Consider the following 12,198-nt stretch of genomic DNA (forward strand, 5'->3'; position numbering starts at 1 on the left):
GGTTTTGTTAGACGCTCTTATTACAAGGAGGGCACCGACTACGATCGCGATTACGCAACCATGTATGGCTTCGGCCTGCAGGCCCGCGAAACCCGCCCCACCAGCACCTGGGAAGAAACTGAGGCCACGCTGGCTGGCGAATGGCCGCGTACCCGTGGCGAATCGCGCCTGGAGTGGGAAGAGGCACGCTTGGCTGCGCGCGATGCCTGGGAACGCGCTGATCGCACCCACACGGTGTATCGCGATAGCGACACCCACTACGAAGGCCGCTTCGATAGCGCCAGCTATCGCGACGATGAGTACTCCTATGACGACTATCGTCCGGCGTATCGCTATGGCATGCAGGCACGTCAGCAGCACGCCGGCCGGCAGTGGGACGAGCATTTGGAACGCGACCTGGGCGACGGCTGGGACAGCTTCAAGGCAAACTCGCACCTGAGTTGGGAAAAGGCCAAGCATGCGGTGCGCGAGGCATTCGACTCTGAGCATCACAACGAGGCTGCACGCCCCAACCCGACCGATCCCCGCGTGTAACTGCTGGGGCAGCACATCACTATGCTGAAGCTGTGCAAGTGTTATGAGTAGAAACAGAACGGGCTCAATTGGGCCCGTTTCACATCACCGAGATCGTTTTACTGAGAAATAAGCATGAGCAACAGCGTGGCTGGTTAACGAAACATCTGGAGCAATTTCAGAGATAGAAAACGCATAGCAACCAGGTGCATGAGTCGCAACTGCCGATGTCGAAAGACTCGTACACACGTCGGTCGAGACAAGCGTCGTAATCAGTGCGGGCAACAGATCAGCTGGCGATCTTCTCCACCGCACGAATATCGCCGCTGAGCGCAGGCGTGGCTTGCCCGGATGATGACGCTGCATCGCCATGCTGCTTGAGCAACTGCTAGCGCACGACCACCACATCCTTGGCCAGTTGGTGCTGATGCTCCTTGACGCTCACAGCGTGGTCGGTACCAGCAACGAACGCGCGAGGTCAGCGACCGTGCCTGCACGGATGTATCGGCGTAATTGCGCAGCACCGAATGCGTCACGATCACACCGTTCTCCGCCGCCACCAGCAGCGCATCGCACTGATACGCGGCGCATGCCGCCAAGGCATGCCACCAAGGCGATGTTGCGGGTTGGGCTCGAGCTGCGCTGACGGTAAGCCATCAGATCCGGATCGGCATTGAGGCTGAGCTTGGGCGCCTCCCAGTGCTCGCCCTTGTAGAGCGCGGCAGAACGCAACGCCAGCCATTCCAACGGCCACTCGCGCGTCAGTAATACGCCAGATAACCGCCATCCCTCACTTCTACCAGCGGGATCGAATGCGCATCCGCATACGGCAGACTAGCCAGCTGATCGTAGGCGTCCTTGATATCGTCCAGGTTATGCGCACGCGTCACGGCCTGACGCATCGATGCATAGCTCTCGTGCCCACGCAGATCGAAGATCGTACAGATGTACCCTAAGAGGAGCTAACAAAACGTAGCGCGCAGTCGCTAGAGCGTGTTATGAACTTTGAAAGAGGGTGGCTGCATTTCCAAGCATCAGGATCGTGAAGACGACGAAGTGCAAACCGGCCAAGGTTTCCGGCAATCGCTCGTAGTCGCGTGCCAGCCGTCTGAAACGATTGGCCCATCCGAAGCTGCGCTCGACAACCCAACGGCGCGGCAGCAAGACAAAGCCTTTTTTCGCTTCTTGCAGCTTGATCACGTGCAACTCAATGCCTTCTTCCGTGGCCGCCTGCGCCGGTTCTTGACCGGTGTAGCCCTGATCAACAAAGGCGATCTTGACCGTTTCACCGGTCACGTGTTGTACCTCTTGTGCCAACGATCGGACTTGCGCGCGCTCCTGCTCATTAGCCGGCGTCACCTGGACAGCGAGCAGATGTCCAAGCGTATCGACGGCCATGTGTACCTTGCTGCCTTTCTTGCGTTTATAGCCATCGTATCCAGCACGCGGCCCGCTTTCGCAGGTGGACTGCAGCGTGCGAGCATCGAAAATGACCGCGCTCGGCTGGCCTTTTTTCCCTTGCGCCACACGCAAGAGTGAGCGCAGATCACTGACCATGGCCTCAAAGCAGCCCGCTTGCAGCCAGCGCTGTGTTTGCTGATACACCGCTTCCCAGGGCGGAAAATCGTTGGGAAGCAATCGCCATGGTGCGCCGGCGCGCGCGATCCACCGCAGTGCGTTGAACATCGCGCGTAGCTCATACTTGCGCTGCGGTGCCTGCACGTCCATCAGCGTCAAATAGGGAGCCGCAAAGGCCCATTCTTCGTCGGAAATATCGGTGGAATAAGGCTTACGAGGCTTCATCCGTATACGTTAGCGTGACAAGGGCAAAGTTCATAACACGCTCTAGGTGGGTATGGACGGCGCGGAGCGACCGCCGTATACGCGCGGAACATGCCGATTCCCAGCACCGACCGCACCCGCATGGCGGTGAGCACATTTGTTTTGTTATCCGCTTTTATCCCAACTAGGTTATTTCAAGGCCAGATACAGGCCCAGCACGATGAGAAACACCACGATCAAGCTGATGGCAGCCCGCCCGCCACGCAGTTCCAATAGGGCATGCCACCACACGCGTGTTTCGGGTGTGCCGCTGGCATGATGCGGCTTACGACGACTGCTTTCGCTGTCCTGCATCCTGAGTGCTCTGTCCATTACGTCGATGCATACCTTACTGATTAGACGTTACACAGGTGTGGAGCGGCTCACAATCTTCCGTGAAATGCGGCATTGCATGAGCGATGTCGCTTTCAATGCATCGCTACCGCATGCGTGGGTGAGGTAGCTTGCAGCAATCTGCGGCGATGCAAATGGCATGCATCACGGCGCTGAGCTGATCACTGCAGCCTGGTCACACGTGGCACCCATACGCGCATTTTTCAAAGCGATTACCTGAATAAGTAGCGTGCAGAAGTGCGAGAACAAACTTACCAATTAAGCGTGCAAGGGTGCGCGATGCAGCGCAATGGTCGCGTTCGATGATCATTCGTTGACATACCCGGAGTTACTCTGCACGTCAAGTGTATTTAATCCGGACCACCTCACGTCATGAGCAGAGATCCATCCGTCATCGATGTACAAGCCGAAATCGCGCATTGGCAGGCGCGGCACGCCCAGGGCAACCTCGGCGCGGGCAAGTTCAGCGAGTTGTCACCGGTGGTGAAAATGGCCTGCGATATCTATCTGCAGGCACCGCGTTCGAGCGATCAGGAACGTCTGCGTTTGTTTCGCGACCGCCTGGAGCATCACTTCATTTCATCCAACACGCAGTCAAATTACGAACAGTTGGCCACCGATTGCTGGCAGAGGTTGGGCACACGCAATAGCCATAGTTGAGCACGCAGTCGTTGATCAGGACCTGTACCCATTGGAGATCGTCATGAAAACCCCGTATCAAGTGCAGCGGAGTTGGAACGACTGGAGCGGTTGGTACCGCACATCGTCAACGACCAGGGCGACCGCGCGGAGGAAATCCTCGGCTTCCATGTCGTCAGCCTGCTGGGCAACGCGCCAGCTAGCGAGCATGCAGTGATTCGCGAACGCACCGCGCGCATGGCACGCGTCTGCCGTGCTGCGCAAGACGCAGTGTGCGCACCGATCAGACCCTTGGGCAGGACGCCAATCGCCCAGCCGCAGCGGACCTGATCGACACGTCACCGGAGCCGCACAGCGGCTCCTTTGCATTTGATCGTCGGCGACTGCCGACTCACTCCAGGACAGTCATGAAATCCACTCTTGTTGCTGCTTCGCTACTGGCCATGCTGACTCTCACCGCGTGCGATCGCCCCGGCGGCGATGCATCGCGCACTGCGCCATCCGTCTCGCCGGAACCGAAGCCTGCGCCGATCAGCGGCAACGGTGCGACCGAATTGGCCAAGGGCGATGGCGGCGCATTGGGCGTACTGGCGGCGATCGATGAGAACGAGATCGCGCTTGCCAAACAGGCCATCGACCAGGACCTGGGTGGCACCACCGCCGAGTTCGCGCAGCAGATGCTACATGACCATGAAGCCAACCTTGAAAAAACCAAGGCGCTTGGCGCAACTAACAGCCCGCGTGCCGATGCGATGCGCGCCAAGGGCAAGGCCGCGGTAGAAGCGTTGTCGAAGACGTCGACCCTGCCCGACGGCAAGGACGCGTACCGCAACGGCTTCATGCGCAACATGGTCATGGACCACGGCGACGCCCTCAAGATTATCGATTCCGAACTATTGCCAGCCGCCGAAAGCGCGCCGGTCAAGCAGCACCTGGAAGAGACCCGCCGCGTGGTGGCGGCGCTTTTCGAACGCGCCCATGCGGTGTCTTCGTCGAAGTAAGCGCCGACGCTCGTCTGCAGCACGCAAACGCGCCGGCCTGTCCGGCGCGTTTGCGCTTGGGCGATCCGCCGCGCGCAGGGCACTCGGCACCAACGCCCATCGAGGCGACCGCTGCAACATCGCTGGGTCAGCTTCACTTCGCTGCAGTCCGCACTGGCCTATCGTGCCGCATCGATTCGGCCCAGGAGTCTTTCCATGCATTTGCTCATCACCGGCGGCACCGGCTTCATCGGTCAGGCCTTGTGCCCGGCGCTGCTGCATGCCGGCCACCAAGTCAGCGTGCTGACCCGCGATCCGCGCCGCGCTGGCCGCACCCTACCCGGTGTCACCGTCGTAGACACGCTGAACGGGATACAGGCCGACGCCGTCATCAACTTGGCTGGCGAGCCGCTGGCAGCCGGCCGCTGGACCGACGCACGCAAGCAGCGCTTTCGCGCCTCGCGGCTGGGCATCACCCGCCAGCTGCACGCCTGGATCGCGCAGCAGCCGGCCGCACAGCGCCCGTTGGTGCTGATCTCCGGCTCGGCGGTAGGCTATTACGGCGAACGCGGCGACACCGCACTGACCGAAACCGATAGCGCTGGCGAGGACTTCTCCGCCGTGCTTTGCCGCGACTGGGAGGCGGAAGCGAACAGGATCGCCGCGCTTGGCCCTCGGGTGAGCTGGGTGCGCACCGGCATCGTGCTGGACCAGGACGGCGGCGCACTGGCGCGCATGCTGCCGGCGTTCCGCTTCGGCGGTGGTGGCCCGTTCGGCGATGGCCGGCACTGGATGAGCTGGATCCACCGCGCCGACATGGTCTCGCTGCTGCTCTGGTTGCTACAGCATGGCGAACCCGGCGCCTACAACGCCACCGCACCGAACCCGGTCACCAATGCCGAATTTACGCAGACCTTGGCCAAGGTGTTGCATCGCCCTGCCCTGCTGGCGCTCCCAGCCGGCCTGTTGCGAATTGGTTTTGGCGAGATGGCCGATCTGCTGTTGATCAGCCAGAAGGTGCTGCCGCAACGCGCGCTCGATGCCGGCTTCCGCTTCCAGTACGTGGGCCTGGAGGCCGCGCTGCGTGCCATCCTGCAACGCTAAGAGCCTGTTCACGATCTTTTGAGTAGAAGCGCCAAGAAGGCCAGATGGATGAACTGCAAGCTGGTGTTGAGTTTGCGCTCGCAGTTCTTCCACAGCCTTCGGTTTTTCTCCAGCCAGGCAAAACTGCGCTCGACGATCCAGCGCTTGGGCATGACCTTGAAGGTGTGCAGTTCGCTGCGCTTGGCAATCTGCACCGTGAGCTGCTCGCCTAGAATCTCTCGCACGCCTTCGGCAAACGGTACTCCGGTGTAACCACTGTCGCACAGCAGGCTTTGTACATGCGTCAAGTTTGACTGACAGCGCTCCAGCGCCCGCAGCGCACCTTTGCGGTCGGTCACCTCCGCCGTCGTCACCGCGATGGCATAGGGCACCCTGGGTATCAACAGCGATATGCCGCTTGATGCCCGACACCTTTTTGCCCGCGTCATATCCCTTTTGCCCGGCTGTGTCCGTGTTCTTGACGCTCTGCGCGTCCACGATCAAGAACCTGCTGAAGATGTTGCGCTCCTGTTTCTGGCGGGCCACGCCAACCTGATTTTTTGAGCGCCCGCTCCAGCAGGCTCACTCCTTCATCGTCGCACTCGCTCCACTTGGCAAAGTACGCGTGCACGGTCCGCCACTTCGGAAAGTCGCTGGGTAGCGCTCGCCATTGGCAACCGGTTCGCAGCACGTACAACACTGCGCACCACACCTCATACATATCCACTCGGCGTGGCTTGGTGCGCTTGCGCGCTTGTTCCAGGATCGGGAGGATGTGTTCGAAACGCTCCCGGCTCATGTCGCTCGGATAGGTTTTTTGGCGCATCCGCAGAGTCTGCACCAATCAGGAAAGATCGTGAACAGGTTCTAAGAGCCTGTTCACGATCTTTTGAGTAGAAGCGCCAAGAAGGCCAGATGGATGAACTGCAAGCTGGTGTTGAGTTTGCGCTCGCAGTTCTTCCACAGCCTTCGGTTTTTCTCCAGCCAGGCAAAACTGCGCTCGACGATCCAGCGCTTGGGCATGACCTTGAAGGTGTGCAGTTCGCTGCGCTTGGCAATCTGCACCGTGAGCTGCTCGCCTAGAGCGTGTTATGAACTTTGAAAGAGGGTGGCTGCATTTCCAAGCATCAGGATCGTGAAGACGACGAAGTGCAAACCGGCCAAGGTTTCCGGCAATCGCTCGTAGTCGCGTGCCAGCCGTCTGAAACGATTGGCCCATCCGAAGCTGCGCTCGACAACCCAACGGCGCGGCAGCAAGACAAAGCCTTTTTTCGCTTCTTGCAGCTTGATCACTTGCAACTCAATGCCTTCTTCCGTGGCCGCCTGCGCCGGTTCTTGACCGGTGTAGCCCTGATCAACAAAGGCGATCTTGACCGTTTCACCGGTCACGTGTTGTACCTCTTGTGCCAACGATCGGACTTGCGCGCGCTCCTGCTCATTAGCCGGCGTCACCTGGACAGCGAGCAGATGTCCAAGCGTATCGACGGCCATGTGTACCTTGCTGCCTTTCTTGCGTTTATAGCCATCGTATCCAGCACGCGGCCCGCTTTCGCAGGTGGACTGCAGCGTGCGAGCATCGAAAATGACCGCGCTCGGCTGGCCTTTTTTCCCTTGCGCCACACGCAAGAGTGAGCGCAGATCACTGACCATGGCCTCAAAGCAGCCCGCTTGCAGCCAGCGCTGTGTTTGCTGATACACCGCTTCCCAGGGCGGAAAATCGTTGGGAAGCAATCGCCATGGTGCGCCGGCGCGCGCGATCCACCGCAGTGCGTTGAACATCGCGCGTAGCTCATACTTGCGCTGCGGTGCCTGCACGTCCATCAGCGTCAAATAGGGAGCCGCAAAGGCCCATTCTTCGTCGGAAATATCGGTGGAATAAGGCTTACGAGGCTTCATCCGTATACGTTAGCGTGACAAGGGCAAAGTTCATAACACGCTCTAGAATCTCTCGCACGCCTTCGGCAAACGGTACTCCGGTGTAACCACTGTCGCACAGCAGGCTTTGTACATGCGTCAAGTTTGACTGACAGCGCTCCAGCGCCTGCAGCGCACCTTTGCGGTCGGTCACCTCCGCCGTCGTCACCGCGATGGCATGGGGCAACCCCTGGGTATCAACAGCGATATGCCGCTTGATGCCCGACACCTTTTTGCCCGCGTCATATCCCTTTTGCCCGGCTGTGTCCGTGTTCTTGACGCTCTGCGCGTCCACGATCAAGAACCTGCTGAAGATGTTGCGCTCCTGTTTCTGGCGGGCCACGCCAACCTGATTTTTTGAGCGCCCGCTCCAGCAGGCTCACTCCTTCATCGTCGCACTCGCCCCACTTGGCAAAGTACGCGTGCACGGTCCGCCACTTCGGAAAGTCGCTGGGTAGCGCTCGCCATTGGCAACCGGTTCGCAGCACGTACAACACTGCGCACCACACCTCATACATATCCACTCGGCGTGGCTTGGTGCGCTTGCGCGCTTGTTCCAGGATCGGGAGGATGTGTTCGAAACGCTCCCGGCTCATGTCGCTCGGATAGGTTTTTTGGCGCATCCGCAGAGTCTGCACCAATCAGGAAAGATCGTGAACAGGTTCTTAGAGTGGCTAACAAAAAGTAGCGAGCAGTCGCCAGGTAGGTGCGGACGGTAGGGACAAGTTGCAGTGTACTAAGGATACATGCCGATTCCGAACAGCGGCCGCGCCCGCCTGGTGGCGAGCGCAGTCGTTTTGTTAGCCACGCTAAGCCGGCCGCAAAAACGTGGCGCGGGCTGACCGGAACGGGTCGCACCCCAGTCCCGACCTGCCGCGCGGACCGTGCACTAATATTTGCCTAACGACCATCTCCGAGAGTGCTGCGGATCTCGGACTGGCCCTGCGCCCGGCGGAAACACCTATGCACCTGCTCCTTGTCGAAGACGACACCATGCTGGCCAATGCGATCTGCGACGGCATACGCCAACAGTCCTGGACCATCGACCACGTCGGCAGCGCTAATGCTGCCAAGACGGTACTGGTGGACCACCGCTACACCGCGGTATTGCTGGATATCGGCCTGCCCGGCGAATCGGGGCTGACGGTGATCCGCTTCATGCGCAGCCATTACGACCCCACCCCGGTGATCGCATTGACCGCGCGTGGCCAGCTCACCGACCGCATCCGCGGCCTGGATGCCGGCGCCGACGATTATTTGGTGAAACCCTTTCAGTTCGACGAGCTGATGGCGCGGCTACGCGCGATCACCCGGCGCAGCCAGGGCCGCGTGGTGCCGCTGCTCAATCAGGGCGATGTCTGCGTGGACCCGAGCAACCGCAAGGTCACCAAGAACGGTAAGTGGGTGGCACTGAGCGCGCACGAATATCGGCTGCTGCTCGCACTGATGGAGCGCGCTGGGCGCGTGGTCACCAAGGATCAACTGGAAGAAGGCGTCTACGGCGGTCCGTCGGAAGGCGGCAGCAACATGATCGCGGTGTATGTGCACCAGCTGCGCCGCAAACTGGGTGACGAGCTCATCTCCACCATCTATGGCCAGGGCTATATGGTCGGTAAGTCACCCGAATGAAATCGCTGCAGGCGCGCATGCTGGCGGTACTGGCCACGATCGTTTTGCTGAGCTGGTCCACCTCCCTGTGGATTTTGGTCGCACTGGTCACCCAGGGCCATGAAAGCGTGTTCGAGCAGGAGCTCAACCTACTTGGCGATCAATTGATCAGCACCCTGCCCGATGCGCTGGAGCATCGCTTCGACACACAATCAGAGCCGCCCAATAGGGTGGACGCGCGTACCCCGACCGGCACTATGTCCTCGCGCATGAGTTTCAAGCAGACGCTGATTGCGATGGTGCTCAACACCCTGCAATTGGGCATCCTGGGACTGCTGGTGTGGTGGGCGGTGCGTACCTCGCTAGGGCCACTGCGCGCCATTTCCGGCGCCATCGCCCAACGCACCGGCCTGGACACCGAACCGGTGCCGCTGGAGCAGGTGCCCGATGAAATCCGCCCGCTGATCGGCTCGTTCAACACCTTGCTAGCGCGGGTGGAGAAAGCCGTGCAGGCCGAGCGCGATTTTGTTGCCGATGCCGCGCACGAACTGCGCACACCGCTCTCGGCGCTGCATGCCTACGCTGAGGTCGCGCTGCGCGCACCGACTCTGGAAGCCAAGGACGCCGCGGTGCGCCAGCTGCTGGAGACCGCACGGCGCAGCAACCGCCTTGCCGAACAATTGCTGGATCTGGCGCGGCTGGACGCCGGCATTAGTTCGACCGCCTACCACCAAGTCGAAATGGGCGAGCTGATGAAGCATGTGCTGGACGAATTTAGCGTGCAGGCCGATGCACGCCAGATCAATCTGCAGGCCGAGGTATCGCCGTGCCTGCTGCGCTGCGATGTGGATGCGATCGGCATCCTGATCCGCAATCTGGTCGACAACGCTATCCGCTATGGCCGCACCCATGGCACGGTGGAAGTAAGTTGCGGCTACTGCCTGCGCGCCGATGTGCTGCATCCGTTCGTGCAGGTCAGTGATGACGGCCCCGGCGTGCCGGAAAGCGCGCAGGCATCCATCTTCGAACGGTTTTATCGCGTGCCCGGCAGCGAGGTGCAGGGCAGCGGGATCGGGCTGTCGTTGGTAGCCGGCATCGCACGCATGCACGCGGCAACGATCGAAACCTGCGAAGGCAACGATGGCCGCGGTCTATGCGTGCGCGTGGTGTTTGCCGGCGACCGTGCACCCAGCGCGACCTGAACGTCGTGTGCGTGCTGCAACAGCATGCAGACAGACCCAATAAGTTCCCAAACACGCCTGCCTAAAGTTCACTCACCGCACGCATCCAGGATGCATGGTGATGTTCCACTCGATCCGTTCCACCCAACTCATCCCCGCCGCAATCTCGCTGTTGGCCGCGCAGACCGCCGCCAACGATGGCGACGCTGTCGCTGCCACTGTGACGCAGATTGCACCTACGCTGGATTTTCGCTGCGGCCGTACCGGCACACGCAATCGCGACATCTGGAGCGACCTGCCCGACATCCGCAGCGCACGCGACGCCCGCGGCCTGACGCGCTGGGCCACGAGCGGCGTATTGTTCACCGCCGCAGCGGCCGTGTTTGCGATGGCGCTGGCCAGTTTTCTGTTGCATTGAGCACTGAGCACCAGGCCACGGCTACGCGCTGGCGCATCCAATCTATCTGCTTCCTTCTTCAGGTCTTTTCCATGTCGCCCCATTCGCTTGTTCGTTGCTGCGCACTCGCCGTTGTCAGCGTGACCCTGATCGGCTGCGCCAGCACCCGTCCGATGCCGTACAGCCAATTGCCGTCTTCGAGCTATCTACGCCCGCAGGAGGGTAGCCGCGGCGACCGCATGCCGTACGCCTACCACGGCGATGTGGATTGGACACGTTATCGCGCAGCACTGGTCGAGTCGGTGAGCATTTACCGCGGGCCGGATGCGCAATTTGAAGACGTGCCCGAGCACGACAAAAGCATGCTGGCCGAATACATGCAGCAGGAGTTCGGCAACGCGATTGCCCAGCGCTGGGAGCGAACGACGTCGGCCGACCGCGACACCTTGCGGGTGCGCATCACCCTGACCGGCGCCAAGCCCAGCAAGCGGGTGCTCGGCACCATCATGAAGGTCGACATCGGCGGCGGCTCCTACAACGCAGTGCAGGCCGCACGCGGCAAGGAAGGCGCGTTCTCCGGCTCGGTCAGCTATGCGGTTGAAATATACGATGCGCCCAGCAATCGTCTGCTGGCTGCGTATGTCGAAAAGCAGTACCCGAGCGCAATGAATATCAAGGCCAGCCTAGGTGCGTACGACGCGGCGAAAGCCGGCATTCGCAAGGGAGCTGAGCAGTTGGTGGAGGGGTTGGAGTAGCAGGAGAATCGGGAATCGCTAGCGATCCCCACTAGCGATCCCCATATGACAAAGGCCGGTGCTGTACCAACAGCGCCGGCCTTTTTCCAACGTCAGCTCGCCGTGCAAGCGTCAGCGCTGCACCGTCAGCGTGTTACGCGCTTGGCGACTTTCTTGCCGACCGCTTTGCGTGCGGCGGTGGTCTTGGCCACTGCGCGCGTTGCCGGGGTCTTGGTGACCTTGGCCGCCTTCTTCAGCGCAGTTTTGGTCACCGCTTTCTTGAGTGGGGCCTTCTTCACCGCAGCCTGCTTGGTCGCGGTCTGCTTGGCGACCGGCGCCTTTTTGGCTGCGGGCTTGGCACTCGTTTTGACGACCGACTTCTTGACTGCTGCCGACGTGGCCGCCGCCTTCTTCGCTGCCGAACGCGCACCCACTGTGGCCACCGCAGTCTTGCGCGCCGCGCTCTTGGCTGCGGTCCTGGCGCTTAGTGCAGCGGCTTCTGCCTTGGCGTTGGCCTTGGCTATTTCCAGCTTCTGCTTGGCGCTGGCCTTGGTGTTGGCCACCTTTTTCTTGGCGGCATCGGCGGTGCTGGTCAACTTTTGCTTGGCCGCGTCTTTGGTCGTGGTTAGCTTCTGCTTGGCAGCGTCCTTGGTGGCGGTGAGCTTGTCCTTGGCGGCGTCTTTGGTCGAGGTGAGCGAGCGCTTGGTCCTGGCGACGCTGCGCTTCACTGCTGTGGCCGCCTCGCTTGCCTTTTTGACGAACTTTTTCTCGACCTTGACCACCGCTTTGCGCGCCTTGGCCACGCGTGTCTTGACCTCGGCCGCCGCCGTGCTGGCTACATCGTGCACATTGGCAACCGCCTCGCTGGTGGTGCTTGCAATGGTTTCGGTCAGTTCGGTGGCGGTGCTCTTTACGCTATCGACGGCGTCGGACAGGGTTGACGTTACACCATTGCCGTTGCTCATAAACCCTCC

The 12,198-nt window shown here is 60.8% G+C and carries 11 protein-coding genes, 1 other RNA gene and 6 pseudogenes; 9 read left to right on the plus strand and 9 right to left on the minus strand.

Annotated features, from left to right (window positions below):
* Window positions 1-12: 12 nt before the first annotated feature.
* Window positions 13-534: pseudogene (locus tag PD885_RS18355) on the plus strand (hypothetical protein); the annotation flags it as partial.
* 268 nt (window positions 535-802) lie between these two features.
* Here PD885_RS18355 and PD885_RS18360 read toward each other — a convergent pair.
* The 3 genes and pseudogenes from PD885_RS18360 to PD885_RS21110 form a co-directional block, all read right to left on the minus strand.
* Window positions 803-1,469: pseudogene (locus PD885_RS18360) on the minus strand (alpha/beta hydrolase); the annotation flags it as partial.
* Window positions 1,470-1,509: 40 nt separating this feature from the next.
* Entirely contained in the window at window positions 1,510-2,316 is an 807-nt protein-coding gene (locus PD885_RS18365) for an IS5 family transposase (protein ID WP_002801519.1), read from the minus strand.
* Window positions 2,317-2,484: 168 nt separating this feature from the next.
* A complete protein-coding gene (locus PD885_RS21110; protein WP_134656568.1) occupies window positions 2,485-2,667 on the minus strand; it encodes a hypothetical protein in 183 nt (60 codons plus the stop codon).
* Between the two features lie 393 nt (window positions 2,668-3,060).
* On the opposite strand from PD885_RS21110, the gene PD885_RS18370 reads away from it, so the two are divergent.
* The 4 genes and pseudogenes from PD885_RS18370 to PD885_RS18385 all read left to right on the plus strand — a co-directional run bounded on the left by PD885_RS18370 (window position 3,061) and on the right by PD885_RS18385 (window position 5,411).
* Window positions 3,061-3,348: a hypothetical protein gene (locus tag PD885_RS18370; RefSeq protein WP_002809572.1), complete on the plus strand. Its 288-nt coding sequence runs from the start codon at window positions 3,061-3,063 to the stop codon at window positions 3,346-3,348.
* Window positions 3,349-3,391: 43 nt separating this feature from the next.
* Window positions 3,392-3,657, plus strand: a pseudogene (locus PD885_RS18375) (hypothetical protein).
* A gap of 77 nt (window positions 3,658-3,734) precedes the next feature.
* Window positions 3,735-4,328, plus strand: coding sequence for a DUF4142 domain-containing protein (locus tag PD885_RS18380; protein ID WP_002809568.1), 594 nt, complete (start codon window positions 3,735-3,737; stop codon window positions 4,326-4,328).
* 195 nt (window positions 4,329-4,523) lie between these two features.
* Window positions 4,524-5,411, plus strand: coding sequence for a TIGR01777 family oxidoreductase (locus tag PD885_RS18385; protein ID WP_002809565.1), 888 nt, complete (start codon window positions 4,524-4,526; stop codon window positions 5,409-5,411).
* Between the two features lie 8 nt (window positions 5,412-5,419).
* Here PD885_RS18385 and PD885_RS18390 read toward each other — a convergent pair.
* From PD885_RS18390 to PD885_RS18410, 5 genes and pseudogenes are all read right to left on the minus strand, one after another.
* Window positions 5,420-6,216 (minus strand): annotated as a pseudogene (locus PD885_RS18390) (IS5 family transposase).
* A 53-nt stretch (window positions 6,217-6,269) separates the two neighbouring features.
* Window positions 6,270-6,473, minus strand: a pseudogene (locus PD885_RS18395) (transposase); the annotation flags it as partial.
* Between the two features lie 6 nt (window positions 6,474-6,479).
* Window positions 6,480-7,286 (minus strand): IS5 family transposase, encoded by an 807-nt coding sequence (locus tag PD885_RS18400; protein WP_002802516.1) that lies wholly within the window; start codon window positions 7,284-7,286, stop codon window positions 6,480-6,482.
* A gap of 43 nt (window positions 7,287-7,329) precedes the next feature.
* A pseudogene (locus PD885_RS18405) lies at window positions 7,330-7,927 on the minus strand (IS5 family transposase); the annotation flags it as partial.
* A gap of 49 nt (window positions 7,928-7,976) precedes the next feature.
* Window positions 7,977-8,052: non-coding RNA, sX9 sRNA (locus PD885_RS18410), on the minus strand.
* Window positions 8,053-8,267: 215 nt separating this feature from the next.
* Between PD885_RS18410 and PD885_RS18415 the strand changes: the two genes are divergently transcribed.
* From PD885_RS18415 to PD885_RS18430, 4 genes are all read left to right on the plus strand, one after another.
* Window positions 8,268-8,933, plus strand: a complete 666-nt coding sequence (locus PD885_RS18415) for a response regulator transcription factor (RefSeq protein WP_002809562.1) — start codon at window positions 8,268-8,270, stop codon at window positions 8,931-8,933.
* Window positions 8,930-10,114 (plus strand): sensor histidine kinase, encoded by a 1,185-nt coding sequence (locus PD885_RS18420; RefSeq protein WP_002809560.1) that lies wholly within the window; start codon window positions 8,930-8,932, stop codon window positions 10,112-10,114. The genes PD885_RS18415 and PD885_RS18420 overlap by 4 nt, the downstream gene beginning before the upstream one ends.
* Window positions 10,115-10,214: 100 nt before the next feature.
* Window positions 10,215-10,511: a hypothetical protein gene (locus PD885_RS18425; RefSeq protein WP_040762756.1), complete on the plus strand. Its 297-nt coding sequence runs from the start codon at window positions 10,215-10,217 to the stop codon at window positions 10,509-10,511.
* Window positions 10,512-10,582: 71 nt separating this feature from the next.
* A complete protein-coding gene (locus tag PD885_RS18430; RefSeq protein WP_040762724.1) occupies window positions 10,583-11,245 on the plus strand; it encodes a DUF3313 domain-containing protein in 663 nt (220 codons plus the stop codon).
* Between the two features lie 125 nt (window positions 11,246-11,370).
* Here PD885_RS18430 and PD885_RS18435 read toward each other — a convergent pair whose 3' ends face one another.
* Window positions 11,371-12,189 carry a hypothetical protein gene (locus PD885_RS18435; RefSeq protein WP_002809553.1) on the minus strand — a complete coding sequence of 273 codons (819 nt, stop codon included), beginning with the start codon at window positions 12,187-12,189 and terminating at the stop codon, window positions 11,371-11,373.
* Between the last annotated feature and the right edge of the window lie 9 nt (window positions 12,190-12,198).

This window comes from Xanthomonas fragariae (assembly GCF_900183975.1).
Lineage (GTDB): Bacteria > Pseudomonadota > Gammaproteobacteria > Xanthomonadales > Xanthomonadaceae > Xanthomonas > Xanthomonas fragariae.

Coding starts and splice junctions, on each gene's coding strand:
- PD885_RS18365 (WP_002801519.1), bottom strand. CDS start 2,316: ATGAAGCCTCGTAAGCCTTATTCCACCGATATTTCCGACGAAGAATGG.
- PD885_RS21110 (WP_134656568.1), bottom strand. CDS start 2,667: ATGGACAGAGCACTCAGGATGCAGGACAGCGAAAGCAGTCGTCGTAAG.
- PD885_RS18370 (WP_002809572.1), top strand. CDS start 3,061: ATGAGCAGAGATCCATCCGTCATCGATGTACAAGCCGAAATCGCGCAT.
- PD885_RS18380 (WP_002809568.1), top strand. CDS start 3,735: ATGAAATCCACTCTTGTTGCTGCTTCGCTACTGGCCATGCTGACTCTC.
- PD885_RS18385 (WP_002809565.1), top strand. CDS start 4,524: ATGCATTTGCTCATCACCGGCGGCACCGGCTTCATCGGTCAGGCCTTG.
- PD885_RS18400 (WP_002802516.1), bottom strand. CDS start 7,286: ATGAAGCCTCGTAAGCCTTATTCCACCGATATTTCCGACGAAGAATGG.
- PD885_RS18415 (WP_002809562.1), top strand. CDS start 8,268: ATGCACCTGCTCCTTGTCGAAGACGACACCATGCTGGCCAATGCGATC.
- PD885_RS18420 (WP_002809560.1), top strand. CDS start 8,930: ATGAAATCGCTGCAGGCGCGCATGCTGGCGGTACTGGCCACGATCGTT.
- PD885_RS18425 (WP_040762756.1), top strand. CDS start 10,215: ATGTTCCACTCGATCCGTTCCACCCAACTCATCCCCGCCGCAATCTCG.
- PD885_RS18430 (WP_040762724.1), top strand. CDS start 10,583: ATGTCGCCCCATTCGCTTGTTCGTTGCTGCGCACTCGCCGTTGTCAGC.
- PD885_RS18435 (WP_002809553.1), bottom strand. CDS start 12,189: ATGAGCAACGGCAATGGTGTAACGTCAACCCTGTCCGACGCCGTCGAT.